Raw genomic sequence first — 26539 nt, 5'->3', positions numbered from 1 at the left:
TCTGCGGATGGACGGGTACAGGATAGCCGTGCCGTGCCGTCGTGCCGGTCGACGACATCGCATCATCTCCCCCGTCAGCCAGCGGGAGCCGCTCGTCCTTCCCGTGGGTCGCCGGGTCGCCGAAGATGCGGACTGGAACAGGCCCCGGATCGCATGACGCCCCTTCGCATCGCCATCGTCGGCTACGGCACCGCCGGACAGGCGTGTGCCGTGCTGCTCGCCCGCGACGGCCACGAGGTCCGCGTGTTCGAGCGCGTGCCCCGGCCGGGACCGGTCGGCGCCGGGTTCCTGCTGCAGCCCAGCGGGCTGCAGGTGCTGTGGCGGATGGGCCTGCTGGAGCCGGTGCTGCGCCATGGCGCGCGGGTGGACCGCCTGTTCGGGGACACGCCGTGCGGGCGTGCGGTGATGGACATGCGCTACGCCGGGCTGGAATCGCGCCTGCATGGCGTCGGCCTGCAGCGCGGCGCGCTGTACTCGATCCTCGATGCCGCCTGGCCGGAGCGCGCGCGGGCGCTGCATGCCGGCTGCGAGATCGTCGCGGTGGATGCCGCACGCGGCGTCCTGCGCGACGCGCAGGGCGGGGAGCATGGAGCGTTCGACCTGGTGGTGGTGGCCGACGGTGCCGCGTCCGGCCTGCGCGGCGGGGTGGCACCGGCGCGCATCGACCGTCCCTATCCGTGGGGCGCGCTGTGGTGCCTGCTGCCGGCCGGCGACTGGCCGTGGACCGCCGAGTTGCGCCAGCGCTACCTCGCTGCGCGACGGATGGTCGGCCTGCTGCCGGTCGGCGGCTGCCCGGGCGACCCCGTGCGCCGGCTGAGTTTTTTCTGGAGCCTGCGCACCGACGGCTTCGACGACTGGCATGCGCGCGGATTGCGCGACTGGCACCGCGAGCTGCGCGCGCTGTGGCCCGAGGCCGGCGAGGTGTTCGCCGGCATCACCGACGCCGCGCAGCTGGCGCGGGCGCGCTACCGCGACACGATCGTGCGGCGCTGGCACCACGGCCGGGTGGTGATGGCCGGCGACGCCGCGCATGCGATGAGCCCGCAGCTGGGGCAGGGCGTGAACATGGCCCTGCTCGATGCCGAGGCGCTGGCGCGGTCGCTGCGCGCGTCGCCCGCGCTGGCGCCGGCGCTGGCCGCCTACGAGCGCGAGCGGCGCGCGCACGTGTGGATCTACCAGCGCTGGAGCCGCTGGCTGACGCCGCTGTTCCAGTCCGAGCGCGACGCGGTGGCGCGGCTGCGCGACGTGGCGATGCTGCCGCTGGGACGCATGCCCGGCGGCCGCGGGCAGATGCTGCGGGTGCTCACCGGCACCCGGCGCGGCCTGTTCGGCACGCTGGGGCTGGAACCGGCGTTCCTCGACGCGATGGGGCCGCCGCTGCCCGCCGGCGTCCCGGTCGCGGCGGACTGAACCCGGCATGGGCATCGAACTGGCGGCCTACGCCGGGTTGTTCCTGGCCGCGTTCCTCGCCGCCACCCTGCTGCCGGCGCAATCGGAAGCGGCGCTGGTCGCGTTGCTGCTGGGCGGATGGCCGCCGGTGCCGCTGGTGGTCGTGGCGAGCGTCGGCAACGTGCTCGGCTCGCTGCTGAACTGGTGGCTCGGCCGCGGCCTGCTGCATTTCCAGGACCGGCGCTGGTTCCCGGTGCCGCCGGCGGCGCTGGCGCGCGCGCAGCGCGGCTACCGGCGCTGGGGCCGCTGGTCGCTGCTGCTGAGCTGGCTGCCGGTGGTCGGCGACCCGCTGACCCTGGCCGCCGGGGTGATGCGCGAACCGCTGCGGGTGTTCCTGCCGCTGGTGACGCTGGCCAAGGCAGGCCGTTACGTCGTGCTGGCGGTCGCCACCCTCCATTACGCGCACTGAGCGGTCAGGCGCTCAGGGCGTGGCCACCGCGATCGCCGCGGCGACGCAGGCGGCGACCACCGCCAGCGTCGGCACCCGGCCGCTGGCCAGCATCAGCAGTCCGGCCAGGGCGATGGCCACGTCCGTGACGTCGTGGATGGCGTGGGTCCACACCGGATCGTAGAGCGCGGCCACGAGCAGGCCGACGACCGACGCGTTGATCCCGGCCAGCGCGCGTCGCGCACCGCGGTGCGCGGCGATGCGCCCCCAGGCCGGCAGCGTCGCCAGCAGCAGGAGGAATCCCGGCAGGAAGATCGCCAGCAGGGCCACTGTCGCACCGATCCACGCTGGCGTTCCCAGCGGCACCACCGCGCCGAGGTAGGCGGCGAGGGTGAACATCGGCCCGGGCATGGCCTGGGCGGCGCCGTAGCCCGCCAGGAACGCGTCCTGTCCCACCCAGCCCGGTTCGACCACCGCTTCCTGCAGCAGCGGCAGGACCACGTGGCCGCCGCCGAACACCAGCGCGCCGCTGCGGTAGAACGCGGCCGCCAGGCCCGCGGGCGAGGGAGCCGCCGCGGAGGACGCCAGCATGGACAGGCCGAGCAGGCAGCCGAACAGCGCCAGGCACGGCAGCGCGATGCGCCGTCCGTAGGGCAGGGCCAGCGCCGCGGCCGCCGGCGGGGCTTCGTCGCGGCACGCCAGGACACCGAGCACCGCGCCGGCCGCGATCGCGGCCAGCTGCGTCCACGCGCCGTCGCCGGCCAGCACCAGCGCCGCGGCCGCGCCGGCGACCAGGGCGCGCGGGACGTCGTTGGCCAGCCGCCGTGCCATGCCGCCCACGCCGTGCGCGACCACCGCCACCGCGACCAGTGCCAGGCCGTGCAACGCGGCCCGTGCGGTGGCCGTGTCCAGGCGCGGCGACAGCAGCGCGATGGCGACCATCAGCAGCGCAGACGGCAGGGTGAAACCGAGGAAGGCGAGCAGCGCGCCGCGCCAGCCGCCGCGCAGCAGCCCGATCGCGAAGCCGAGCTGGCTGCTGGCGGGCCCGGGCAGGAGCTGGCACACCACGACCAGCTGCGCGAAGCGGGCCTCGTCCAGCCAGCGCCGGCGCACGACGAAGGCCTCCCGCATGTGGCCGACATGGGCGATGGGTCCGCCGAACGCGCGGGTGCCGAGGGCGAGGAAGGCGGCGAACACCTCGCCGGCGCTGCCGGGCCGCGGTGTCCGCTGCGGGGGGCGTGCGCGGCGCATGCGCGGCAGGATAGCGCCGCGCGGCGACCCGGCGATGACACCGTGCGCGCGGCCGGCGTACCCTGCGCCGCCCGCCCTTGCGAAGGAACGATGCGATGAAGCGCATGATCGGCTGGTGCCTCGTGGGCGCCGCCTGCCTGGCCCCGGTCGCCACGGCGGCGGAGCCGGCGACGCGGTTCGCCTGGCCCGACGGCCGCAGGGCCGCGGTGAGCCTGGCCTACGACGACGCGCTCGACTCGCAGCTGGACCATGCGATTCCCGCGCTGGACCGGCACCGGCTCAAGGGCAGCTTCTACATCGTGCCGGCCAACGCGCCGGTGCGCGCGCGCATGGACGACTGGCGCGCCGCCGCGCGCAATGGCCACGAACTGGGCAACCACAGCCTGTTCCATCCCTGCTCGGCGCGCGGCGCCGGGCGCGAATGGGTGGCGCCGGAACGCGACCTCGACGCGCTCAGCGTGGCCCAGGTGCGCGAGCAGGTCGCGCTCGCCAACACCTTCCTGCAGGCGCTCGACGGGCGCAGCGACGGGCGCACCTACACCGCCCCCTGCGGCGACCAGCAGGCGCGCGACGACAACTACATCGCCGCGGTCGCCGACCAGTTCGTGGGGATCAAGCTGGTCGGCGGCACGGTCGTGCCGGACATGCTCGCGCTGGACCCGCTGGCGGTGCCGGTGCACGTGCCGGTCGGGGCCAGCGGCGCCGAGTTGGTCGCGCTGGTCGAGGAGGCCGGCCGCCGCGGCACCATGGTCAACTTCACCTTCCACGGCATCGGCGGCGACCACCTGAGCGTGTCGACCGCCGCGCACGAGGCGCTGCTCGCCTTCCTCGACGCGCATCGCGACACCTACTGGACCGCGACCTTCCTCGAACAGATGCGCTGGGTCCGCGCGCAGCAGGCCAGTGCCGGCACGCCCGGCGGGCGCTGACGCGGCCGCTCAGCGCTTCGGCGGTTCGGCCAGGATCAGGCGGTTGCCTTCCGGGTCGTCGAGCCGCGCGATCGCGCCGAAGTCGCCGCGCTGGGTCTCCTCGAAGCGGATCCCGGCGGCGCCCAGCCGTTCGCGTTCGGCCTCGATGTCGGACACCACCAGCGTGGCCATGCCCTTGCCCGCGCGCGCGGGCTCGCGCATCACCTGGAAGCCGAAGCCGTCCAGGTACCACTGCGCCAGGTCGGGGATCGGCCGGTCGTCCGCCGCGCGGCCGAACAGCGTCGCGTACCAGTCGAGGGCGGCCGCCAGGTCCTGGACGGGGGCGACGGCGAACAGTCCGATGCAGCGCATGGCAGGGGCTCCGGGGGCCGATGGCCGATTGAACCACGCGCAGCGCAAGGCCGGCACGTGGTGCACGCGCGGATCGCGCGCACGCCAGCCGCCCGTCCGCTATTCAGGGTCACGCACGACCGCCGTTTGCGTGGGGCCAAAGGCCAATTGAGCCGTTTCCGGCGCGGCGCGTAGCGTCTGGCCGATCCGGTGACGCCTGCCGTGCGCCTGTCGCACCCGCCGGAATCCGGCCGATCCCCACGCCTTCCGCGGGCGCGACGGACACGGCCCCGCCCACCCTGCTGGAGGGACGCCCGATGGACACGATGCCGCATTCCCGGGGCCTGCTGCGCGCCGCCCTGCTGGCGCTCGCGCTGCTGGCCCTGCCTGCCGCCGCGGCCGATGGCGACAAGACCAGGATCAAGGGCCTGGTCACCGCGGTGAATGGCGACACGATCACGGTGAAGGATGGCGACAACGTCGAACAGACCGTCACCGTCTCGGCCGACACCGTCTTCAAGAAGACCAAGGGCCTGACCGGCGCGATCCACGAGAAGGTCGGGCAGGGCGCGCTGATCCCCGGCCTGCCGGTCACGGTCGAAGCCGTGCCCGCCGGCAGCGGCTTCGCCGCCTCCGAGGTGAGCTTCAAGTCCGAGGACTTCCGCGTCGCCCAGCAGGTCCAGGCCGGTCTGGCGCCGACCGCGGCGCGCATGGACGACTTCGGCAAGTACGAGGCGCTGGCCACGGCCGAGGTGCTGTTCGACAGCGGCAGCGCGGCGATCTCCGCGGCCGGCAAGGCGGACCTGGACGCGCTGGCGGCCAAGGCCAGGGAGACCGCCGACTACCAGGTCGTGCTGCAGGGCTTCACCGATTCCACCGGCGACGCCGCCGCCAACCAGCGCCTGAGCGAGCGCCGCGCCAACGCGGTCGCCAACTACCTGCAGCAGCAGGCCGGCCTCGGTCCCGGCCGCGTGCGCGCGGGCGACGGCATGGGCGTGGCGCCGGACGCGGGCGACGGCAGCAATGCCGGCGCGCGCAAGGTCGTGGTCAAGCTGGTCGTCGACAAGGGCGTGCAGGCCGGCAAGGCGAAGTAGAACCCGCGGCCTCGGCCGCATCCGAACCGGCGGGCCCACGCGGACCCGCCGCCGCGTGACCGGAGGACTCCATGCGCATTCCCGCGCCCCAACTGCTCGCCGCCGCCGTGGTGCTCGCGGTGGCTGGCGGCTCCATCCCCGGCACGGTCCGGGCCGCGCCGCAGTCGGCCTCGTCGTCCGCCAAGCCGGCGTCGTCGTCGACGTTCAGCACCGAACAGCTCGACCAGATGATGGCGCCGATCGCGCTGTATCCGGATTCGCTGCTGGCCCAGGTGCTGATGGCCTCCACCTATCCGGGCGATGTCGCCGACGCGGTGAAGTGGTCGGCCGCGCACAAGGACGCCAAGGGCGAAGCGGCGGTCAAGCAGGTCGCCGACCAGCCCTGGGATCCCAGCGTGCAGTCGCTGGTCGCCTTCCCGCAGCTGCTCGCGGTGCTCGGCCAGGATCCGGCCTGGGTGCAGAAGATGGGCGATGCGTTCCTCGCCCAGCCCGACGCGGTGATGGCGTCGGTGCAGCGCCTGCGCCGGCAGGCGGAGGAGGCCGGCAACCTGAAGTCGAACGAGCAGCAGAAGGTGAGCACGCAGGCCGCGTCCACCCAGGGCGCCCAGCCCGCCACGCAGACCATCGTCATCGAGTCGGCGGACCCGGAAGTGGTGTACGTGCCCAGCTACAACCCGAGCGTGGTCTACGGCAGCTGGGCCTATCCGTCGTATCCGCCGTACTACTACCCGCCGCCGCCGTACTACTACCCCGGCGGGGCGCTGCTGAGCTTCGGCATCGGCGTGGCCGTCGGCGGCGCGCTGTGGGGCGACCTGGACTGGGGCCACGGCGACATCGACATCGACATCAACCGCTACAACGAGATCAACAGCAACCGGCAGATCGACCGCAGCAGCAACAAGTGGAACCACAACGCCGCCAACCGCGACGGCGTGCCCTACCGCGACAATGCCAGCCGCGAACGTTACGGCCGCCAGACCGAAGGCGCCGCCCAGCGCGATGCCTACCGCGGCCGCGACCCGTCGCAGGCGCGTACCGCCGACCGCGAGCGTGCCCGGCAGTCGATGGAGCGCAGCGGCATCCAGCCGCCGGCGGCCAGCAACCAGGAAGCGCGCCAGCGCGCCAGCCAGGCCTCGCGCGACATGGGGCCGGAACAGCGCGCGCGGTCGCAGGGCCAGGGCGCGCAGCGGCCATCCACCTCCAATACGCGTGCCCAGCAGGAAGCGCGCCAGCGTTCGACCTCCAGCGCCGGGCGCCAGGCCACGCAGAACAGCAGCGCGTTCTCCGGCGCCGGCAATCCCTCCCATTCGCGCGCGGCCTCCAGCCGCGGCCACAACAGCTACTCCGCCTCGCAGCGGCCGGCCGGCGCGCGCAGCGGTGGAGCCCCCGTGCATCGCTCGGCCCCGCCCCGCGGCGGCGGCGGCGGTCGCCGCCGTTGACCAGGAGACCCGACATGAAGACTTCCCTGCGCCTGCTCCCGGTCCTGTGCCTGTCCCTGCTCGCCGCCCCGGTCGCGGCCCAGCAGGCCTACCCGACGCCGGAGGCCGCCGCCGAGGCGCTGGTCGCCGCGCTGGGCACCGAGCGCGCCGACACCGCGCGCCTGGCCGCGCTGTTCGGCCAGGACTGGTCGCGCTACATCCCGCTGGACAATGTCGATCGCGAGGACACCGAGGCCTTCCTCGCGCGCTATCGCGAACGCCACGTGCTGGAGAAGTCCGACGCCAGCCATGCCGTGCTGTCGGTCGGCAAGGAAGGCTGGACCCTGCCGGTGCCGCTGGTGAAGGGGCCGGCGGGCTGGGCGTTCGACCTCAAGGCCGGCGAGCCCGAACTGCGCGCGCGCCGGATCGGGCGCAACGAGCTGGATGCGGTCCAGGCCTCGCTCGCCTACCTCGACGCGCAGGAGGACTACGCGCGCGAGGACCGCGACGGCGACGGCGTGCTCGAGTACGCGCAGCGCTTCGTCTCCACCGATGGCGCCCACGACGGGCTCTACTGGGAGGACGACGGTGGCGGGGAGAGTCCGCTGGGTCCGCTGTTCGGCGACGACACCCCGGATGGCGCATGGCACGGCTACCACTACCGGATCCTCAACGCGCAGGGTGCCTCGGCGCCGCGCGGCGCCTACCCCTACCTGCTTGGCGACAACATGAGCCGCGGCTTCGGCTTGGTCGCCTGGCCGGCGCGCTACGGCGACAGCGGGGTGATGACCTTCATCGTCAGCCACGACGGGCAGGTGTTCGAGAAGGACCTCGGTCCCGATGGCGCCGCCGAGGCGCGGGCCATGCCGGCGTTCGACCCGGACAGCAGCTGGCAGGAAGTGAAGGACACCAGCACCGCGGCCGCGGACTGATCGCCAGGCGCGGGCGCCGCACGGCGGCGCCGCGCCTTCAGCGCTTGCGCGTGCGGCGGGTGCTGCCGGGCGAGGCCGCCGTTGGCGTGGCCTGCCCGCCAGCGGCGCCGGTCCCGTCGGTCGCAGCGGCGTCCGCCGGCCGGCGCTCCGCGCCCGCCCGGCTCGTGGCCGATGCGCCCTGTCCGAACAGCGCCATCCAGTCGGCATCGAAGGCCGGCACGGCCTGGCCGAGGCCGGCCTGGTCCATCGCCTCGATCGTTTCGCGCTGCCATCGCGCCAGCGCGTCCTGCAGGTCGCGGGCGAAGGCGGCCTGGGTGGCGACCGCCAGCTGCGCGGCCGCCTGCTGGTCGCCGAAGCGCTGCTGCATCTGCCGCCAGAACGCGTCGGCGGGCAACGCCAGCAGCCGGCGCCAGTCCTGCGCCTGGAAGATCTCCTGCAGCCCGGTGCCGTTCTCGACCAGGCCGTCGCTGACCAGGCGCTGGCCGAACTCGAGCCAGTGCCGGCTGCCGGCCTGGACCAGTTCGCCGATGCGGACCTGCAGGTCGACGTTGGCCCTGTACAGGGCGAGGGGCAATGCGGCGGAAGGGGTCATGGGGCTCTCCCGGGGGAAGGCGCGCCGGCAGCGGCGCGTGGGTCATTCCTCGAAGGTGACCGTCACCGAGTCGGCGCTGCGCTCGGCCTGGCCGTGGTAGACGGCCTCGATGTTGTTGCCGTCGGGGTCCAGCACGAACGCGGCGTAGTAGCCGGGGTGGTAGGGGCGTTCGCCCGGCGCGCCGTTGTCGTGCCCGCCGGTGGCCAGCGCCACGGTGTGGAAGGCCTCGACCGTGGCCCGGTCGCGTGCCTGGAAGGCGAGGTGGTGGCGGCCGGTGAGGGCACCGGCCGCGGCCTCGCTGTCGGCGCTGGACACGAACAGCTCGTCGGCCCAGAAATAGTCGTCGGCGGTGCCGCCCATCGGGATCCCGAGCACGTCGAACACCGCGCTGTAGAAGGCCTTGCTGGCCGGCAGGTCGCGCACCACCAGCTGGATGTGATCGATCAGGCGTCCGCGGTGCAGCTGCTGGGTTTCCATGCGTCGGCTCCTGGGGGCGGAGGGCCAGTCTGCCCCCGGCAGGTAAAGCGCGCGTGAGCGGGGCGGACGCGCGGATCGGCGACGCAGGCGCCGCGTCGCGGCCGCGGCTGATGGCGGCGCGGCCGATTGGCTATGCTTGGCACGACCTTACGAAACGAAGGATCCGTCCCGTGAGCACTTCCCGCTTCCGCATCGCCCGCGTCCTCGCCACGCCGCTGCTGCTGTGCGGCCTGCTCGCCGCCGCCGGCTGCTCGTACTCGCCGGCCGCCGCGCGCAGCACCCCTGCGCCGGGGCACGTGACGGTGCTCATGCCCGCCTCGGTGATGCCCGGGTCCCGCTATGCCTTCGTGCCGGTGCCGGCGACCACCGCGCCGGAACAGGACGCACGCGTCCAGGACGCGCAGTTCCGCGCCCGGTTGCAGCAGGCGCTGGACGGCGCGTTGCAGGCGAAGGGCTTCCGTCCGGCGCCGATGGGCGAGGCCGATTTCCTGGTCGCCTGGCGCGTGGGCGTGCGCGACCTCCGCGAGATCCAGGCGACGGAGATCGAGCCGCCCGGCACCACCCGCATGGCGGGCGTGAAGTGCACCGGCGACGGCTGTTCGCAGCTGGTCATGCGCAGCGAGGACGGCGCCCCGGTGGTCCGCTTCAGCGGTCGCGAGCGGACCGAGGGCGGCCTGCTGGTGGAAGTGGTCGAGCCGCGCTCGATCCGCGTGATCTGGCGCGCGCTCAACACCGGCACGGTGGTTCCGGGCGGCGGACAGCAGGAGCGGCTGGACGCGGTGGCGACGCAGACCCTCGCGCAGCTGCCGGCCCCGCGCTGAATCCCGCACGCGGCACCCGCGGCACGCGACGCCCGGCCCATGCCGGGCGTCGTCGCATGGAGCCGCGGTACCGCGCCCGCGCGCGGGCGGGGTGGTCCGCCAGCGCATGCAAGTAGGTCCGCACGTCGCGCGCGACGCGCTGATACGACGCGTTCACGCCGGTGGGGCGATCGTCCGGGCGACCGCCGGGAGGGAACGCATGCAGCATCGACGACTTCGTTTCGGCCGCGGCTTCCGCGTGCTGCTGGACTGCCGCGGCGTGCAGGCCGCGCAGATGGTGATCGCGCCCGGCGGAAGCGAAGGAGGCCCCGACAACCGCCACCGGGGCGCCGAGCAGTGGCTGTACGTGGTGTCGGGCACCGGCGTGGCGGTGGTGGAAGGCCGGCGCATGCGCCTGGCCGCGGGCAGCCTGCTGCTGGTGGAGCGCGGCGAGGGCCACGAGATCCGCAACACCGGCCGCACGCCGCTGAAGACGCTGAACTTCTACGCGCCGCCGGCGTACACCGCGGAGGGCGAAGAACGCCCGGCGGGAAGGGCGCCGCGTCGCCGCTGAGCCGTGGGCTCAGTGGGCGACGGCGACCCGGTTGCGACCGTCCTGCTTGGCCTGGTACAGCGCGCGGTCGGCGCGCCGCAGCAGGTGCTCGCGGTCCTCGCCCAGCTGGCGCACCGCCACCCCGCCGCTGAAGGTCGCCACGATCCGCTGGCCCTCGTGCATGGCCGGCTGCGCCGCCAGCTGGCGCTGCAGCCGCTGCAGCACCGCCTGCGCTTCGGCCAGCGGCGTGCCGGGCATCAGCAGCACGAATTCCTCGCCGCCATGGCGGCAGATCACGTCGGCGGTGCGCAGCCCCGCCCGCGCCAGCTCCACCAGGTGGCGCAGCACCGCATCGCCGCCGGCGTGGCCGTGGCGGGCGTTGAGGCGGCCGAAGCCGTCCAGGTCCAGCATCGCCAGCGACAGCGGCCGCCCTTCGCGCTCGGCGCGCCCGGCTTCGCGTTCGTAGGCGTCCTCGAACCCGCGGCGGTTGAGCGCACCGGTGAGCGGGTCGCTGCGCATCATGTCGCCGGCGTCGCGCAGCTGCGACTCCAGGTCGCGGATGCGCGCTTCCGCGGCATCGACCTCGGCGCGGGCGGCGAGCATCTGTTCGCGGGCGCGCATGGCCTGCTGCTGCAGGCCGACGGTGTCCTCGAGCACGTCGTCCAGGCGCTTGCCCAGTTCGACGATGCTGCGCGAGCCGCGGATCGCCTCCAGGTGGTTCTCGATCCGGCTCTGGAACTGGCCGGTGCTGGCGGCCATGCCGTCCAGCCGCTCGACGAAGGTGACCATCATCGTGCGCATCGCCTCCTTGGACTCGGCGATGCCCTGCTTGAGCAGGCCCTGCTGGTAGACCAGCTCGCGCAGGCCCTGGCGGGTGGCCTCCAGCGTCTCCCGGTCCGGATGGCCGGCGAGCAGCTCGCGGACCACGGCCACCTGCCCGTGCAGCCAGCTGCCGTCCTCGAGCAGTTCGACCAGGTTCTCCAGCAGCAGGTCGAACAGGCCCAGCAGCAGGGCCTGCTGTTCGGCGGTCTCGCCGGCGTGCACGCCGACCTGGTGGCAGAGTTCGCGGACCCGGCGCGCCAGCGGTGCCAGTTCGCTGCCCGGCCGCCACGCCTTCAGTTCGGATCCCAGTGCGCTGGACTCGTCGGCCAGCGCGGGCAATGGCTGCAGCAGCGAGGCCAGGGCCACGCCCACGGCCTGCCGCAGCAGTTCGCGCAGCTGGTCCGATTCGGCCATCGCGCCGCCGTCCAGGCTGCGGGCGAAGTCCTGCAGGTACTTGTCCAGGAACTGCTGGAGCAGCCGCTGGAAGCTGCGCCAGTCCTCGCCGCGGGCGGCGGACTGCAGGCGTTTCCCCAGCCCGCCCAGCTCGCCGGGCAGCGCCGCCATCCCGTCGGCGAACGCGGGCAGCACCGCATGCGGCCCGGTGGGGATGGCGGGGGACGCCGGTTCGCCGGCGGAAGCGGGGAAGGCGCGATCGAGGGACATGGAAGCTCCGGGGGAATCGGCACGCACGGGCGGCCGGGCGAGGTCGTGGGGGTCGAGGAAATAGCGGCCGGCCGCGCCGCGGGTTTAGGGCCGCGGCACTGCCGGGCCGGGGGGCGAAGGGGTACGCTCGACCGCGCGGCACGGGCGCCGCCGGGGAGGCAGCATGCAGATGCGGACGGGGGCCATCCGGCCCTGGGCATACGGGTGGGTGGCGGCGCTGGCGCTGGTCTGGAACCTGCTGGGGCTGGCGATGTTCGTGATCCAGGCGACGATGGACGAGGCGCGGCTGGCAACGCTGTCCGAAGCCGACCGGCAGATCTACCTGGCCACGCCGCCGTGGCTGCTGGTGCTGTTCGGGGCCGGCGTCATCGGCGGGGTGCTTGGCGCGGTGGGCCTGCTGGCGCGCCGGCGCTGGGCGGTGCCGATGTTCGCGGTCTCGCTGCTGGCGGTGGTGGTGCAGTTCGCCGGCTCCTACGCGCTGACCCCGGCCTGGCAGGCCTACGGGCCCGCCGGGCTGGCGATGCCGGTGCTGGTGCTGGTGATCGCCGCGGCCCTGTGGATCTACGCCGGGCGCTGCCGCGCGCGCGGCTGGCTGCGCTGAAACCCGCGCGCCGGCCGGACCGGGCCGGCGCGCGGATCCCTTTCCCCAGGAACGGACGATGACCCCGACGATCTCGATGTACGGCGCCTCCCTGCCGGCCTTCATGCGCGCCCTGCGCAACCTGCGCCACGTGCTCGAACTCGGCGAAGCCCACGCGCTCGCGCGCGGCTTCGAGCCGGGCGTGCTGCTGCAGGCCCGGCTCGCGCCGGACATGCGCCCGCTGTTGAACCAGGTGCAGATGGCGACCGACACCGCCAAGAACGGCGCCGCGCGGCTTGCCGGGGTCGAGGCGCCGGTGTTCCCGGACGAGGAAACCGACTTCGCCGGCCTGTACGCCCGGCTGGACCGCGCCATCGCCTACCTGGACACCATCACCCCGGCGCAGGTGGACGGCAGCGAGGCCCGGCCGGTCGTGCTGAGGACGCCGCGCGGCGAGCACCATTTCGAAGGCCTCGGCTACCTCACCGGCTTCGCCCTGCCGAACCTCTACTTCCACGTCAGCATCGCCTACGCGATCCTGCGCCACAACGGCGTGGCGCTGGGGAAGCTGGATTACCTCGGCCGCGGCTGACCCCACCACGCGCCTGCCGCAGGGCAGCCTGCACGCCGGCCTCGACCCCGGGAACCCCATGGACCTGATGCGGCTGCTGCGCTCGCTGGAAGAGTTCCTCTACGAGCTCGTCGGCTGGCTGGTCTTCTATCCACGCACGCTCTGGCGGGTGCTGCTGCATCCGGGCGCGATCGCCCGCTACACCCACCAGGAACTGGCGCAGCCGCCCGAGCGCCAGTTCGAGGAAACCATCAGCCCGGTGCTGATGCTGATCCTGTCGGTGGTGGTGGTCCACGTGGTGGAGATGGCGCTGAAGGTGAAGATGCCGGCGCTGGCCTCGCCGGTGGCGCAGCTGCTGTTCGGCAGCGAGCAGTGGCTGCTGCTGACCCGCTCGGCGGTGTTCTCGATGTACGCCCTGGGCGCGGCGGTGGGCATCCTGCGCCAGCAGCGGCGGAAGATCACCCGCGAGACCCTGCGCGAGCCGTTCTCGATCCAGGCCTTCCTGGCCTGCCCGTTCGTGGTCCTGTTCTCCCTGGGCGAGCAGTTCGCCCAGCTGCCGGGCCTGCACGCGGCCGGCGTGCCGCTGATGGCCGCCGCGGTGGCCTGGTACATCGCCGCGCGCACCATCGCCTTCCGTGCCCTGCACCCGGTCGGCTGGGGACGCGCACTCGCGCTGGTCCTGGCCTCGTTCGCGCTCACCACGGCGCTGGTGGTGCTGGTCTTCGCCCTGCTGCTCACCTGATCGGCCGCTGGCCGCCGGCCGGGGGCCGTGCGAGGCTGTGGGCCCCGCACGCAAGGAACCCGCAATGGACATCGGCATGGTCGGACTGGGCAGGATGGGCGCGAACATGGCCGCGCGCCTGAAGCGCGGCGGCCACCGCGTCGCCGGCTTCGACCCGGGCGCGCCGGCGCGCCAGGCCGCGCAGCAGGCGCATGGACTGGAGACCTTCGATTCGCTGGCCGCACTGGTCGCGGCGCTGCCGGCGCCGCGCGCGCTGTGGCTGATGGTGCCGGCCGGCGCGCCGGTCGATGCCACGCTGGAGGCGCTGCGGCCGTTGCTGGAGGCGGGCGACATCGTCGTCGATGGCGGCAATTCCAACTACGCCGACAGCCAGCGCCGCGCCGCGCAGTGCCGCGAGGCCGGCGTGCATTTCGTCGACTGCGGCACCAGCGGCGGCGTGTGGGGCCTGGCCGAGGGCTACAGCCTGATGGTCGGCGGCGATGCCGGCGCCTGCGAGCGCCTGCGGCCACTGTTCGAAACCCTGGCGCCGGCGCCCGACCGCGGCTGGGGCCGGGTCGGGCCGAGCGGCGCCGGCCATTTCAGCAAGATGGTCCACAACGGCATCGAGTACGGAATGATGCAGGCCTACGCCGAAGGCTTCGCGATCATGCAGCGCAAGGAATCGCTGGCCCTGGACCTGCCGCAGCTGGCCGAGATCTGGCGGCACGGCAGCGTGGTGCGTTCGTGGCTGCTGGACCTGGCCGCCGACGCGCTGCGGGACAATCCGTCGATGGAAGGCATCGCCCCCTACGTGGCCGATTCGGGCGAGGGCCGCTGGACCGTGGCCGAGGCGATCGAACTGGACGTGGCCGCGCCGGTGATCACCCTTTCGCTGCTGGAGCGGCTGCGCTCGCGCGACCGGGATTCGTTCGCCGACAAGATGCTGGCCGCACTGCGCGACCGCTTCGGCGGCCACGGGGTCAGGCGCGGCTGAGCTCACGCCGCGACGATGCCAGGCCCGGCAGTGTGCGCGCGATGCGCCATCCGCCGGGACCTCCGCCGAGATCCACACCGCCGCCGCTGCGCCGCCGGCTGGCGTCGCTCGCGCTGCTCGCCGCGCCCCTGTCCGGCCTCGCCGCGGCGTCGGCGCCGCCGGCGTCCTGCCCCGAGCGCCTGCTGGCGGAACTCGGCTGGACGGTCCGTTCGGCGGCGGTGGCGGAGATGGCGGTGCACCCGGGCCTGCCGTGCACGCGCGCGGACCTGGCCGATGCCCGGGCCGCGGGCGACCTGCGGGTCACGCTGCCCGCGCATTGGGACGCCGGCGCGCGCGAGGCCGCGCTGCGCGGCCTGGTCGACACCCAGGCCACGCGCTGCGCCTACATGTTCGTGCTCGGCGACGCGACCCGCCGCGCCACCGCGGCGCTGGCCGGGAACCCGGGCTACCGCTTCAGCGCGCTGCAACTCGGCTGGATCGGCTTCGGTGCGGGCGGGGCACGGGCGCAGGGCTGGGAGCGCTTCCGCAGCTTCGGCCGCGGCTACCAGCCATCAGGCGGCAACTCGACCGCACTGGACGCGTTCTACCGCGGCCGGGTCCGGTCCGAATGCGGCGTCGGCCGCCAGGTGGCGCAGCTGGCCACGCAGCGCGAGCTCTACGGTGACGCGGCCTTCGACGCCGAATTCGCCCCGGGCGAACTGTCGATCGGCACCTTCCTGACCCTGCATCGCACCGACAGCATCCTGCTCGGCGCGCACGCCGGCGAGTTCTTCGCCGACGGGCACGCGGTGCGTACCTCGCGGCTGGGCCGCCAGGCGTTCATGGGCGTGCCCGGTTTCGTGTTCCACGTGTTCGACCGGTCCTACCTCGACGACATCAACAACCAGGCCGAGAACTTCGTCGTGGCCGATGTCGACGAGGCGGCCGCCGCGGCGCTCGCCCGCCACGGCGGGCTGGGCCACTACGACGGGGTCAACCGCCAGCTGTGGGAACTGGCGAGGGGGCTGCGTGCCGGTGGCGTGCGCCACTTCCAGCGCCTGCTGGTGGAGCGGGACCCGCAGCTGCGCGCGGCGCTGGATCCGCAGCAGCGCGCCGGGCTGGCGCGCATGGAAGCCCTGCTCGACGATCCGTTCTACCGCGGCTTCGAGGTCTACGTGCACCACAAGGGCGTGCGCCCGGTGGGCTGGCACGTCGTGCGCCTGCTCGACCGCAACCCGCGCACGCCGTACGCGATCGAGCTGGGCCTGCACAACCTGCACACCACGCTCTATCGCCGCTGGATCGGGCAGCGCCTGCGTGCGTGCGGGGACGAGGCCGGCGCGCGGACCGCCCATGCGCCGCCGGCTTCTCCCGCTAGCCCGGGCTGAACGGGATTTCGCGTCGCTGCCGCGAACTGGCGAGGCCGGCCTCGATGACCTCCATCACCTGCAGCGCTTCCGTGGCCGCCACCGGCGGCGGCGCGCCGGTGGCGACCGCATCGCGCAGGCGCGCGTAGAAGGCCGGGTAGTCGCCGGCCACCGCCGGCGAACCGGCCTCGGCCACGCCGCCGGACGCCTGCACCTGCAGCAGCGTGCCGGGCCGCGGATCGTGGCCCCAGCCCGCGCCGCCGGGCACGGCGCCGTCGCGCAGGGCGTCCTCCTGCGGATCCAGCCCGTGCTTGAGCCAGCTGCCGCCGCTGCCGTGCACGGCGAAGCGCAGCCCGTGGCCCGGTACCAGCGCGCCGGCATGCAGGATCGCGCGCAGCCGCGGATAGCGCAGTTGCACGTGGAAGTAGTCCACCGCCTGCGCGCCTTCGCGCTGGAGCGCCAGGTCGGCCTGCACCGCCAGTGGCGGACCGAACAGCTGCAGCACCTGGTCGACCAGGTGCGGGCCCAGGTCGTACCACAGCCCGCTGCCGGGGCCTTCGCGGTCGCGCCAGCGGTCGGGGACCTGCGGCCGGAAGCGGTCGAAATGCGAGTGCAGCTCGGCGACCTCGCCCAGCGCGCCGCGTCCGAGCAGCGCGCGCAGCGCGAGGAAGTCCGCATCCCAGCGCCGGTTGTGGAACACGCTGAGCACGCGCCCGGCCGCGCCGGCGGCGGCGATCATGGCCCGGGCTTCGGCGATGTCGAGCGCGAACGGCTTGTCGACCACCACGTGCTTGCCCGCGGCCAGGGCGTCCAGCGCCAGCGGCGCGTGGGTGTCGTTCGGCGTGGCCACCACGACCACGTCCACCGCCGGGTCGGCGAAGGCCGCTGCCGGATCGGGCACGACCCGCGCATGCGGATGGCGCGGGGCGACCTTGGCCGCATTGCGCGAGACCACCGTGTGCAGCCGCAGGCCCGGGGTGGCCGCGACCAGCGGCGCGTGGAAGACGCTCCCCGCCAGGCCGTAGCCCAGCAGGGCGACATTGAGATCGTTGGCCATCGGTCGCTCCGGGTGGCGGCGCCTGCTCCGGCGGCGCGGCGGCGTTCGCACGCATTAACGCGGATGCCAGCGGCGCGTGCAAGCCGCGATCACCGCGCTGAATCGTGCACAACCTTCACGCCGCGCTTCACCGCCGCTGTACGCATGCGGAAACACACTGCGCCCACACCGCGGTATCCCCCGCCCAAGGAGGTCACCCATGCGCAAGAGCACCACGATCCTCGCCGCTGCCCTCGCCGCGATCTTCGCGTCGGGCGTCGCCGTCGCCAACGAAGAGAAGCCGGCCAAGAAGGCCGCCGCCGAGGCGCCGTCCTCGCAGCCGGCCGACGACACCTGGATCACCACCAAGGTCAAGTCCAGCCTGCTCGCCGACACCGCCGTCGCCGGTACCAAGATCGATGTGGACACCGTCAACGGCGTGGTCTACCTGACCGGCACCGCCACCACCCAGGCCCAGGTCGATGCGGCCAAGAAGGTCGCCGCCGGCATCCAGGGCGTGAGCAAGGTCGACACCTCGAAGCTGAAGGTCACGCCCGCGGCCGGCGGCTGACCGGTCATGCGGCTGTTTGCTGGCGTCCCGGAGTGACGACGGGGCGCCACGGCGGCGCGGAGGCCAGCAGGGCTCCGCGCCGCTTTCTTGTGCGCCGGCTGCGCGATCCGTTACAGCCGGCATTACATGCGGCATCGACGCGACGCGGCGGCCGGACCACGGCGCGGTGACCGCACGGGCGGAGGCCTCCGCTAGAATCGGCCCGTCCCCCCGCAAGCCCCCCGCACGATGCCGAACGACGTGAAGCCCGCCGACCCGCGAGTCGAAACCCTGCTCGCGCGCATGACCGTCGAAGAAAAGGTCGGCCAGCTGGGCATGTTCGCCGACATGGTGCGCCCGTTCGCCCCGGACGTGAACCCGGAAGCGAACGTGCGCAACGCCGGCGAAGTCCTGGAGCAGGTGCGCGCCGGGCGCGTGGGTGCGCTGTTCAACGGCGTGGGCGCGGTGCAGGGCCGCGAGATCCAGCGCGTGGCGGTGGAAGAGAGCCGGCTCGGCATCCCGGTGCTGCTGGCCGCCGACGTGATCCACGGCATGCGCACGGTGTTCCCGATCCCGCTGGGCGAGGCCGCCAGCTTCGAGCCGGCACTGGCCGAGCGCACCGCCCGCGCCACCGCGGTCGAGGCCACCGCCGCCGGCCTGCACTGGACCTTCGCGCCCGCCGTGGACATCGCCCGCGACCAGCGCTGGGGCCGCGGCGCGGAGGGCGCCGGCGAGGACACCGTCCTCGGCAGCGCGTTCGCCGCCGCGCGCGTGCGCGGCTTCCAGGGCGGCGACCTGCGCGCCGCCGATTCACTGCTGGCCACGCCCAAGCATTTCGTCGCCTACGGCGCGGTCGCCGCCGGCATGGACTACAACTACGTCGAGATCTCCGAAGGCACGCTCCACGACGTGCACCTGCCGCCGTTCAAGGCCGCGCTCGATGCCGGCGCGCTGGCGGTGATGACCGCGTTCAACGACATCAACGGCGTGCCGGCCAGCGCCAACCACGCGCTGCTGACCGGGCTGCTGCGCGAGCAGTGGCAGTTCCCCGGGCTGGTGGTGTCCGACTACACCGCGGACATGGAACTGGTCGCGCACGGCTATGCCGAGGACGACCGCGACGCCACGCGGCGCGCCTTCGGCGCGGGCATGGACATGAGCATGCAGAGCGGTTTCTATGCCGCCCACCTGCCGGCGTTGGTCGAATCGGGCGAGGTGCCGATGGCCGCGCTCGACGAGGCGGTGCGCCGGGTGCTGTCGGTGAAGGCCGCGATCGGCCTGTTCGACGACCCGTACCGCTCGCTCGATCCGGCGCGGGAATCCGATACCTCGCACCTGGCCGCGCACGAGGCACTGGCGCGCGACGCGGCGCGCCGCTCGATCGTCTTGCTGCGCAATGAAGGCGGCGTGCTGCCGCTGCGCCGCGACGCGCGCATCGCGCTGGTCGGTCCGTTCGCGCGCGACACCGACAACATCGAGGGCTGCTGGACCCTGTTCGGCGACCGCTCGCGCTACGTCGCCCTGGAAGCGGGGCTGCGCGCCGCGCTTCCGGCCGGCGCGACGGCGTCGCTCGAGGTGGTGGATGGCTGCTCGATGGAAGAGGCCATCGACGGCGGGATCGAGGCGGCGGTGGCGGCGGCGCGGCGGGCCGAGGTGGTCGTGCTCGCGCTGGGCGAACCGCAGCGCTACAGCGGCGAGGCGCAGTCGCGCACGCGGATCACCCTGCCGCCGGTGCAGCAGGCACTGGCCGAGGCGGTGGCCGCCACCGGCACGCCGCTGGTGGTCCTGCTCCGCAACGGCCGCGCGCTGGCGCTGGAAGGCGCGGTCCGCGACGCCGCGGCGATCCTCGTGACCTGGTTCCTCGGCAGCCAGACCGGACATGCGGTCGCCGACGTGCTGTTCGGCGACTACAGCCCGTCGGGGCGCCTGCCGGTGAGCTTTCCGCACGATTCGGGACAGCAGCCGTTCTTCTACAACCATCCGCGCACCGGGCGTCCGGAGACACCGGACATGTCCGAGTTCAAGGCGCGGTGGCGGGAATACCCCAACACCGCGCTGTACCCGTTCGGCCACGGCCTGGGCTATGCCCCGGTCGAATACGGGCCCACGGTCGTCAGTGCGCCCGTGATCGCGCCGGACGGCGTGCTGGAAGCGTGGGCCACGGTGAGCAACCGTGGCACCCGCGCGGTGGAGGAAGTCGTCCAGTTGTACGTGCACGACCGCGTCGGCAGCCGGGTGCGGCCGGTGCGCGAACTGAAGGATTTCCGCAAGATCGTGATGCAGCCCGGCGAATCGCGCGAAGTCCGCTTCCATCTGCAGGCGGCCCAGCTGGCCTTTACCCGCGCCGATGGGCGCTTCGGCGTGGAGCCGGGACGGTTCGATGCCTGGGTGGCGCCTTCGGCGACGGCCGGTACGCCGGCCGGGTTCACCCTGGCCTGACGACGGGCCGTCGCCGAGGGGCGCCGGGGGTCACATGCCGTGGGGCTCGCCGCGCTCCCACGCGCGCTGGACGGCACGGCGCGCCCGTTCCCAGTCCAGGCGCGAGGCGCCCTTGCTGGCGTCCCATTCGCGCTGCAGGTCGGCTTCGAGGCTGGCGAAATCGCGGTCGGGATGGCGGCGCCGCGCGCCGTAGCCGAGGCGGTAGGCGGGGTCGTAGTCGTCGTAGCTGTCGCCTTCCAGGAAATACGGCTCGCTGCTGAATTGCTGGTTCCAGTAGCTGGAATCCGGAAACGGTTCGACCGGTGCGCGTCCGGGGATCTGGTAGCCGGGCTGCGGGCTCATGTCGGTTCCTCGTTCATGGGTGAACCCCGAACCTAGCGGTGCGCCGGTTAATCCACGTGGTCGGCGCCGTGAGCGCGAGGTTATCCGCGCCGCGCTCAGCTGACCGCGGTGGCGGACTCGTACGGCAGCGCGGTGCCGCCCGCGCGCAGGATCGCCGCTTCCGCACGCGTGGCCTCCGCCTCGTCCTCCGCGTCCACCACCAGCAGGATCTGCCCGGCTTCGATGGTTTCCTCGAAGCGGCGGCGCACGGGGTCCGGGATGCTCGCCCCGACCAGCGCCGAGGACCAGCTGCCGACGAGGGCGCCGACCGCGGCCATCAGCCCGGCGCCGGCGAGGGTGATGCCCAGCGGCGGCACCGCGACCGCGATCAGCCCGGCGACCAGGCCCACCGCGCCGCCGCCCGCCGCGCCGCGCAACGCGGCCGGGACCGTGTCGGTGTGCGCTTCGCGCAGTTCGTCGGGCACCGCTTCCATCTCGATGTCCGAGCGCGCGATCAGCGACAGCGAGTGCAGGTCGATGCCGGTATCGCGCGCGGCGGCGAGGGCGGCCTGCGCGGCCGCCAGGTTGGGCGTGGCGTAGATGCGTCGGGTCTTCATGGCGCGCTCCGCGACTCGGGTGGGGCCGCCACTGTCGACCGCGTGCGGTGAGCCGGACGTGATCGCCGCGCGCGTCGATTCAGCCCGCGGCCGGCGGCTCGGCGGCCTCGGGGCTGCGCCGCGCGACGATGGCGGTGGCGGTGAGGTCGCCGGTCACGTTGCCGGTGGTGGCGAACACGTCGGGAATCGTGTCCACGGCCAGCAGCAGGCCGAGCGGTTCCACCGGCAGGCCCATCGACTGGGTCACCGGCATGACCGTCGCCATGAAGCTGACCTGGCCGGGCAGGCCGACCGAGCCGAGGCTGATCACCACCGCCAGCGCGGCGCCGGCGGCCAGCTGCACCGCGGTCAGGTCGATGCCGTAGGCCCAGGCCACGAACGCGGCGGCCACCACGTACTGGATGGGACTGGTGATGCGGAACAGGGTCACCGCCATCGGCAGCACCAGTGCGGCCACTGCGCGCGGCAGGCCCAGCCGGTCGCGTGCGCTCTCCAGCATCGCCGGCAGCGAGGCCAGCGAGGACTGGGTGCTGGCGGCCACGACCTGCGCGGGCAGGATGCCGCCGGCGAACGCGGCCGGCGAGCGGCCCGCGAACACCATCACCAGCGCGTAGCACATGGCGATGGCGCCGAGGTACATCGCGCACTGCAGGACGATGTAGCCGGCCAGCGCGCCGACCACCCCGAGCCCGGCCTGGGCGCAGACCGCCAGCATCAGCGCGAACACGCCGATAGGGGCGGCCAGCAGCACCCAGCGCACGATCACGATCATGGTGTCGGCGATGCCATGGCACAGGCCGATCACCTGGACGCGGCGCTCGGCGTCGATCCGGGTGAGGGCGAAGCCGAAGAACAGCGCGAACACCACCAGCGGCAGCATCGCGCCCTGCGCGGCGGCCATGATCGCGTTGGACGGGATGACGTTGCCGATCCATTGCGCCAGCGACGGCGCGGCGGCAGCCGCATCGACGTGGGTGGCCGAGGCCTGCAGCGTCGCCGCCAGCGCGGGGCTGCGCGGCACCAGCGAGAGCAGGGCGGGCGCCACCAGTGCCGCGTATCCGGCGAAGAACGACAGCATCGCGATGAACACCACCATGGCCCGGCGCGCGACCCGGCCGGAGGCTGCCGCGTCGGACGCGGTCGCCACGCCGAGGATCACCAGCGCCAGCACCAGCGGCACCACCGTCATCTGCAGCGCGCTGAGCCAGAGCCGGCCGATCGGCTGGGCGATGCCGGCGGCGCTGGCCGCCGCGTCGGGCGCCCAGTGCGCGAGCGCCAGGCCGGCGACCGCGCCGGCGGCCAGGGCCAGCAGCACGCGCGTGGTCGCGCCCGGCCATCTCATCGCGATGCTCCGTCGCCGGGAGCGCGCGGCGACGGCGCGGGCCAGCCCCAGCGCCCCGCCAGGCGGGCGTATTCGTCTTCCGGCAGCAGCACGAACCGCGGCTGCAGGTCCGCGTCGAGCCAGGCCAGCAGTGCTTCCATGTCCGCGTCGGCCATCGCCGTGCAGCCGGCGGTCGGCTCGCCCGGCGTGCGCCAGAGGTGGGCGAAGATGCAGCTGCCGCCGCCGGGCTCGTTGCCGGGATTGTGCGCGACGACGAAGCCGAGCCGGTAGCGCGGATCCCCGTCACGGTGCAGGTCCAGGCGCATCGGCTCGGTGGAGCCCTTCACCGCGGCCTGGCCGACCTCACGCGCGTCGACGATGCGGTTGTAATGCGGCGAAGCCGGCACGTCCATGCACCAGTCGCCCGCGTCCATCGCCTGGTACGGCAGTCCGCTGGCCACGCCCTCCGCGTATCCGAATGCCGGGCCCAGCGCGAAAACGCCGGCCGGGCTGCGTCCGTCGCCCTCGCGCTTGCGGGGGCCCTCGCCCTGGTCGGCGGGGGCGAGCAGGCCGGTGCCCCAGGCGCTGCCATGCCGGCCGATGCTCACCGGGAACGCGGCCAGCTCGCGCCAGGCGGCCCCATCGCCGGCGCGCTCGTAGCGTCGCAGCCGTCCCTGGCCCGCGTCCCAGCCGGCGACCGTCACCAGGACCAGCTGACGCGCACCGTGCAGCGGATCGGCGCGGGTGGCGCGGGTGGCGCCGGTCGAGGGGCCGGCGAGGGCGGCGACCGCGCACGCCAGGCCCAGCGCTGCCAGCAGCGGCCAGGCGAAGCGGGTGGCGCGGCGTGGCGCGGAGGGGCGGGCGGTCATGCGGGGGGCGGGCGCCTTCGGTCAGGTATCCAGCAGGTGCCGGATGCGTTCGAGGTTGGTGCCGAGCTGGCGGTGCCGGTCCGGGTTGGCCTGGCACAGCAGCACGAACAGGAAGTCGAGCAGGTACTGCAGCGAGGAACGGTACAGCAGCGCCTCCACGTGCGGCGACGGATCGTGCGCCGACACCACCAGCGAGGCGTCGGCATGCGCGCGCAGCGGGTTGGCGGTATGCCGGGTGATCGACACCACCTGGCCCTCGCAGGCGTGGAACTGGCGGCTGATCTGCGACAGCTGCGGCAGCTGGCCGAACTCGGAAAACAGCAGCAGCACGTCGCCGGGCCGCGCCGCCGACAGGTTGGCCATCATCAGGATCGGATCGTTGTGGTGCACGGTGAGCACGCCCAGCAGCGACAGGCGCATGCCGAACTCGCGGGCGAACAGCCCGTCGTCGCCCAGCCCGCAGACGAACACCTTGCCGGCGCCATCGACCAGCCCGACGATCCGCTCGATGCCCTCGCGCGGGTTGAGCAGCCGCGTTTCCTCCTCGGCCGCCGCCTTGCTGCGGCGCAGGCTGTCCTCCAGCCGCGTGTATTCGTCGCCCTCGGCCACCGGCGCGGCCAGCGCCGGCGCGTCGGCGCCATTGCGCGCCACCGCCTGGCCGATGCTGTACTTCAGGTCCGGATAGCCGCGGAAGCCGAACTTCTGGCTGAACTTGACCACCGACGACTGGCTGATCCCCAGGGCGCTGGCCAGCTGCTGCGAGGAGTAGTCGCGCAGCAGGTGGGCGTTGTCGAGGATGAAATCGGCGATGCGGCGTTCGATCGCCGACATGTGGTCGCGTTCCGAGCGGATCTTCACCAGCGGCGGCATGGGGCTGATCTTCATCCGGGTCGGGCGCACCTGGCAACCGTGGTCAGCGCGGCAACGGTTCCAGCCCGCGGATCTCGCGGATGCCCAGTCCGGGCGCGTCGGTGATGGTGATCTCCGACTCGTCGAAGATCACCCCGCCCTCGACCGGGTTGAACTGGCCCAGCGAGGGGCCGTCCAGGTCGACCTTGGTGATGGTGTCGGCCTTGGCCACCGCCAGGTGCACGGCCGCGGCCACCGAGATCGCCGACTCGATCATGCAGCCGATCATGCACTGCACGCCGTACAGCGAGGCGATGTCGGCGATCCGGATCGCGTTGGACAGGCCGCCGGTCTTCATCAGCTTGATGTTGATGATGTCCGCGGCGCGGCGCTCGATCAGGTCGAACACCTGGCTGGGGCCGAACACGCTCTCGTCGGCCATCACCGGGGTGTGCACGCGCTCGGTGACGTACTTCAGGCCCTCGATGTCGGCGGCCTTGACCGGCTGCTCGAGCAGTTCCAGCAGGACCCCGGCATCCTCCAGCGCATGCATGGCGTACACCGCCTGCTTGGCGGTCCAGCCCTGGTTGGCGTCCAGGCGCAGCAGCGCGCGGCCCTCGACCGCGGCGTGGATCGCCTTCACCCGCTCGATGTCCAGGCCGATGTCCTTGCCGACCTTGATCTTCAGCGAGTCGAAGCCGCGTTCGACCGCGGCGATCGAGTCGGCCACCATCTTGTCGATGTGGTCCACCGAGATCGTGATGTCGGTGGTGATCACCGGGTCGCCACCGCCGAGCATCTTGTACAGCGGCGCGCCGTAGAGCTGGGCCCACAGGTCGTAGACGGCGATCTCCACCGCGGCCTTGGCGCTGGTGTTGCGCTCCATCGCGCCCTGCACCAGCCCGCAGATGCGGTTGAGGTTGGCGATCTCCTGGCCGATCAGGCGCGGCTTGATGAAGCGGTCGATGGCCTCGATGATCGAGCCGTGGGTGTCGCCGGTGATCACCGCGGTGGCCGGCGCCTCGCCGTAGCCGGTGTGGCCGGTGTCGGTGCGCACCAGCACGACGATGTCCTCGACGGTGTCGACGGTGCGCAGCGCGGTCTTGAACGGCGTCTTCAGCGGCACGCGCAGCATGCCCAGTTCGATGTCCGTGATCTTCATGGGGTCGTGGCCCGCGGCCGGATCCTCTGGATGTTCGTGATGCGGTCGACGTAGGTCTCGGTGTCGCCGAACAGCATCGGCTCCAGCGGCGTGACCGACACGCCGTTGAGCCCGGCGCGCACGCGGCTTCCGTCCGCGCCGCGCCAGCTGCCGCCGTTGGTGTCGTGGATCATGAAGGCCAGGCCGCGCTGGTGGCCGAGCGCCATCATCACGTGGCCGGGGATGTAGACCAGGTCGCCGGTCTGCAGCGCGCGCACCGCCGCCATGCGCCGTTCGCGGCTGTCGCCGGGCTGGAACGCGATCCGGTCCAGCGCCGGGCTGACCGCCTGGTCGCGGGTGTTGCGCGGGACCAGGATGCCGAAGCTGCGGTAGACCTCGGAGACGAAGCCGCTGCAGTCGCGGGCGTCGTAGCTGTGGCCCCAGCCGTAGCGTTCGCCGAGGAACTTGAACGACTGGCGCACGAGGTTGGCGGGGGTCAGCGGCAGGTAGTCGGTGGAGACGTCGGCCGCGCGCGGAACCAGCGCCGGCACCAGCGCCAGCCCGCCGTCGGCGTTGCGCACCGGCAGGTCGACCACGTGCGAGGCATAGGGATGCTGGCCGTTGACCGCCTGCGTCGGCGGCCAGTCCGCGCGCAGCGGCAGGCGCACGCCCATGTCCAGCTGCAGCGCCGACACGCGCGGCTCTTCCGGCGTGTAGGTGGTCCGCACGGTGGCGCCGGTGACGACCACGTATGGCGCGCGCCGGCCGTAGCCGAGCACGGTCTCGCGCGGGCCGACGGCCACGTGCGCCGCTTCGATCCACGCGGCGTAGCGCTCGCTCGCCACGAACAGCCACTTCCCGTCCTGGCTGCGGTGCAGGACCGCCACGGCGTCGCCCGGGAACAGCGCCGATTCCTGGAAGCGGTCGATGTCGGTCTCGCCGGCGCTGCTGAACACCCGCAGGGCCGTCGGGAAGGTGCGCAGCGCGGCGCGGTGCACGACCAGCCCGTAGCGCAGCGGCTGGCCGTCCGGGATCGCATCCAGCGCGATCGCGCGCTGCAGCGCGTCAAGCTCGCGCTGCGGCACCGGCACGCCGCGCACGTCGAACAGGGCGCGCCCTGGCGGCGCGGACAACGCCTGGACCTGCTCGCGCACGAACGCGCGGGGCAGCGGGTCGGGCAGCGCGGCGAGGTCGTGGATCGCCTTGTCCTGCCCGCGCATGCGCGCGTTCTGCGCGGCGATGCCGGCGCGGTCGAGGATCACCCGGTCGCGATCGGGCAGCAGGGCGATCCAGTGGTCCGGGTCCAGGTCCGCCTGGCGGACGTCGACGACCGCGGTGGGGGCGTCGGCCTGGCCCGCCCACGCCAGCGCGGCCGGCAGCAGCAGCGCCAGCAGCGGCGCGGCGCACCAGCGCGCGCGCAGGCGGCGGCATGTCCGGCGTCCTGCGCTCGGTGATCCATTCACGGCACTCATGACGGCCGGTCCTC

At 73.6% G+C, this 26539-nt stretch carries 28 protein-coding genes; 15 read left to right on the top strand and 13 right to left on the bottom strand.

Annotated features, from left to right (window positions below; all coding sequences use genetic code 11):
* Positions 1-153: 153 nt before the first annotated feature.
* Positions 154-1410, top strand: a complete 1257-nt coding sequence (locus ACA089_RS09985) for an FAD-dependent oxidoreductase (protein ID WP_372016376.1) — start codon at positions 154-156, stop codon at positions 1408-1410.
* A gap of 7 nt (positions 1411-1417) precedes the next feature.
* Positions 1418-1858 carry a YqaA family protein gene (locus ACA089_RS09980; RefSeq protein WP_372016375.1) on the top strand — a complete coding sequence of 147 codons (441 nt, stop codon included), beginning with the start codon at positions 1418-1420 and terminating at the stop codon, positions 1856-1858.
* A 12-nt stretch (positions 1859-1870) separates the two neighbouring features.
* Here the strand turns inward: ACA089_RS09980 and chrA are convergent, their stop codons facing one another.
* Complete coding sequence (gene chrA, locus ACA089_RS09975; RefSeq protein ID WP_372016373.1) at positions 1871-3088, bottom strand: chromate efflux transporter; 1218 nt, start codon at positions 3086-3088, stop codon at positions 1871-1873.
* Between the two features lie 95 nt (positions 3089-3183).
* Here chrA and ACA089_RS09970 point away from each other — a divergent pair, with 95 nt between their 5' ends.
* On the top strand, positions 3184-4017 hold the full coding sequence (locus ACA089_RS09970; RefSeq protein ID WP_372016371.1) for a polysaccharide deacetylase family protein: 834 nt from the start codon (positions 3184-3186) through the stop codon (positions 4015-4017).
* Positions 4018-4026: 9 nt separating this feature from the next.
* Here ACA089_RS09970 and ACA089_RS09965 read toward each other — a convergent pair whose 3' ends face one another.
* Positions 4027-4368, bottom strand: coding sequence for a VOC family protein (locus tag ACA089_RS09965; RefSeq protein ID WP_372016369.1), 342 nt, complete (start codon positions 4366-4368; stop codon positions 4027-4029).
* A gap of 305 nt (positions 4369-4673) precedes the next feature.
* On the opposite strand from ACA089_RS09965, the gene ACA089_RS09960 reads away from it, so the two are divergent.
* The 3 genes from ACA089_RS09960 to ACA089_RS09950 all read left to right on the top strand — a co-directional run bounded on the left by ACA089_RS09960 (position 4674) and on the right by ACA089_RS09950 (position 7791).
* Positions 4674-5441: an OmpA family protein gene (locus ACA089_RS09960; RefSeq protein WP_372016367.1), complete on the top strand. Its 768-nt coding sequence runs from the start codon at positions 4674-4676 to the stop codon at positions 5439-5441.
* Positions 5442-5512: 71 nt separating this feature from the next.
* Positions 5513-6880 carry a DUF3300 domain-containing protein gene (locus tag ACA089_RS09955; RefSeq protein ID WP_372016366.1) on the top strand — a complete coding sequence of 456 codons (1368 nt, stop codon included), beginning with the start codon at positions 5513-5515 and terminating at the stop codon, positions 6878-6880.
* Between the two features lie 14 nt (positions 6881-6894).
* Positions 6895-7791 (top strand): DUF2950 domain-containing protein, encoded by an 897-nt coding sequence (locus ACA089_RS09950; protein WP_372016364.1) that lies wholly within the window; start codon positions 6895-6897, stop codon positions 7789-7791.
* A 37-nt stretch (positions 7792-7828) separates the two neighbouring features.
* Here ACA089_RS09950 and ACA089_RS09945 read toward each other — a convergent pair whose 3' ends face one another.
* The gene (locus ACA089_RS09945) at positions 7829-8383 is read right to left on the bottom strand and encodes a phasin family protein (protein WP_372016362.1); all 555 of its coding nucleotides are present in this window, start codon (positions 8381-8383) and stop codon (positions 7829-7831) included.
* Positions 8384-8425: 42 nt separating this feature from the next.
* Positions 8426-8860, bottom strand: a complete 435-nt coding sequence (locus ACA089_RS09940) for a VOC family protein (protein ID WP_372016360.1) — start codon at positions 8858-8860, stop codon at positions 8426-8428.
* 170 nt (positions 8861-9030) lie between these two features.
* On the opposite strand from ACA089_RS09940, the gene ACA089_RS09935 reads away from it, so the two are divergent.
* Both ACA089_RS09935 and ACA089_RS09930 read left to right on the top strand, forming a co-directional pair.
* A complete protein-coding gene (locus ACA089_RS09935) occupies positions 9031-9681 on the top strand; it encodes a DUF4136 domain-containing protein (RefSeq protein ID WP_372016358.1) in 651 nt (216 codons plus the stop codon).
* Positions 9682-9880: 199 nt separating this feature from the next.
* Positions 9881-10234 carry a cupin domain-containing protein gene (locus ACA089_RS09930; RefSeq protein WP_372016357.1) on the top strand — a complete coding sequence of 118 codons (354 nt, stop codon included), beginning with the start codon at positions 9881-9883 and terminating at the stop codon, positions 10232-10234.
* A gap of 9 nt (positions 10235-10243) precedes the next feature.
* Here ACA089_RS09930 and ACA089_RS09925 read toward each other — a convergent pair whose 3' ends face one another.
* Positions 10244-11698, bottom strand: a complete 1455-nt coding sequence (locus ACA089_RS09925) for a GGDEF domain-containing protein (protein WP_372016355.1) — start codon at positions 11696-11698, stop codon at positions 10244-10246.
* 163 nt (positions 11699-11861) lie between these two features.
* On the opposite strand from ACA089_RS09925, the gene ACA089_RS09920 reads away from it, so the two are divergent.
* From ACA089_RS09920 to ACA089_RS09900, 5 genes are all read left to right on the top strand, one after another.
* Positions 11862-12299, top strand: coding sequence for a hypothetical protein (locus ACA089_RS09920; protein WP_372016353.1), 438 nt, complete (start codon positions 11862-11864; stop codon positions 12297-12299).
* A 58-nt stretch (positions 12300-12357) separates the two neighbouring features.
* Positions 12358-12870: a DUF1993 domain-containing protein gene (locus ACA089_RS09915; RefSeq protein ID WP_372016351.1), complete on the top strand. Its 513-nt coding sequence runs from the start codon at positions 12358-12360 to the stop codon at positions 12868-12870.
* A 58-nt stretch (positions 12871-12928) separates the two neighbouring features.
* Complete coding sequence (locus tag ACA089_RS09910) at positions 12929-13591, top strand: hypothetical protein (protein WP_372016349.1); 663 nt, start codon at positions 12929-12931, stop codon at positions 13589-13591.
* Positions 13592-13655: 64 nt separating this feature from the next.
* Positions 13656-14564, top strand: coding sequence for a phosphogluconate dehydrogenase (NAD(+)-dependent, decarboxylating) (gene gnd / locus ACA089_RS09905; RefSeq protein ID WP_372016348.1), 909 nt, complete (start codon positions 13656-13658; stop codon positions 14562-14564).
* Between the two features lie 41 nt (positions 14565-14605).
* Positions 14606-15931 carry a hypothetical protein gene (locus ACA089_RS09900; protein ID WP_372016347.1) on the top strand — a complete coding sequence of 442 codons (1326 nt, stop codon included), beginning with the start codon at positions 14606-14608 and terminating at the stop codon, positions 15929-15931.
* Here ACA089_RS09900 and ACA089_RS09895 read toward each other — a convergent pair.
* On the bottom strand, positions 15918-16967 hold the full coding sequence (locus tag ACA089_RS09895; RefSeq protein ID WP_372016345.1) for an oxidoreductase: 1050 nt from the start codon (positions 16965-16967) through the stop codon (positions 15918-15920). The two genes, ACA089_RS09900 and ACA089_RS09895, sit on opposite strands and share 14 nt — an antisense overlap.
* A 199-nt stretch (positions 16968-17166) precedes the next feature.
* On the opposite strand from ACA089_RS09895, the gene ACA089_RS09890 reads away from it, so the two are divergent.
* Both ACA089_RS09890 and bglX read left to right on the top strand, forming a co-directional pair.
* Positions 17167-17517 (top strand): BON domain-containing protein, encoded by a 351-nt coding sequence (locus ACA089_RS09890; RefSeq protein WP_372016343.1) that lies wholly within the window; start codon positions 17167-17169, stop codon positions 17515-17517.
* A gap of 228 nt (positions 17518-17745) precedes the next feature.
* Positions 17746-19935, top strand: coding sequence for a beta-glucosidase BglX (bglX, locus tag ACA089_RS09885; protein ID WP_372016342.1), 2190 nt, complete (start codon positions 17746-17748; stop codon positions 19933-19935).
* A gap of 30 nt (positions 19936-19965) precedes the next feature.
* On the opposite strand, the gene ACA089_RS09880 is transcribed toward bglX, so the two are convergent.
* The 7 genes from ACA089_RS09880 to ACA089_RS09850 all read right to left on the bottom strand — a co-directional run bounded on the left by ACA089_RS09880 (position 19966) and on the right by ACA089_RS09850 (position 26525).
* The gene (locus ACA089_RS09880) at positions 19966-20277 is read right to left on the bottom strand and encodes a hypothetical protein (RefSeq protein ID WP_372016340.1); all 312 of its coding nucleotides are present in this window, start codon (positions 20275-20277) and stop codon (positions 19966-19968) included.
* A gap of 95 nt (positions 20278-20372) precedes the next feature.
* The gene (locus ACA089_RS09875) at positions 20373-20873 is read right to left on the bottom strand and encodes a hypothetical protein (RefSeq protein WP_372016338.1); all 501 of its coding nucleotides are present in this window, start codon (positions 20871-20873) and stop codon (positions 20373-20375) included.
* 79 nt (positions 20874-20952) lie between these two features.
* Positions 20953-22215, bottom strand: a complete 1263-nt coding sequence (locus ACA089_RS09870; RefSeq protein ID WP_372016336.1) for a dicarboxylate/amino acid:cation symporter — start codon at positions 22213-22215, stop codon at positions 20953-20955.
* Complete coding sequence (locus ACA089_RS09865) at positions 22212-23063, bottom strand: L,D-transpeptidase family protein (RefSeq protein ID WP_372016335.1); 852 nt, start codon at positions 23061-23063, stop codon at positions 22212-22214. Before ACA089_RS09865 ends, ACA089_RS09870 begins: the two co-directional genes overlap by 4 nt.
* Before the next feature lie 21 nt (positions 23064-23084).
* Positions 23085-23933, bottom strand: coding sequence for a MurR/RpiR family transcriptional regulator (locus ACA089_RS09860; protein ID WP_372017747.1), 849 nt, complete (start codon positions 23931-23933; stop codon positions 23085-23087).
* 43 nt (positions 23934-23976) lie between these two features.
* On the bottom strand, positions 23977-25074 hold the full coding sequence (locus ACA089_RS09855; RefSeq protein WP_372016333.1) for a dipeptide epimerase: 1098 nt from the start codon (positions 25072-25074) through the stop codon (positions 23977-23979).
* Positions 25071-26525, bottom strand: a complete 1455-nt coding sequence (locus tag ACA089_RS09850) for a C40 family peptidase (RefSeq protein WP_372016330.1) — start codon at positions 26523-26525, stop codon at positions 25071-25073. Before ACA089_RS09850 ends, ACA089_RS09855 begins: the two co-directional genes overlap by 4 nt.
* Positions 26526-26539: the final 14 nt, after the last annotated feature.

The organism is Pseudoxanthomonas fibrivorans (genome assembly GCF_041464125.1).
Lineage (GTDB): Bacteria > Pseudomonadota > Gammaproteobacteria > Xanthomonadales > Xanthomonadaceae > Pseudoxanthomonas.
The sequence above is the reverse complement of the archived record's forward strand: the minus strand, read 5'-3'. Positions and strand labels throughout refer to the sequence as shown.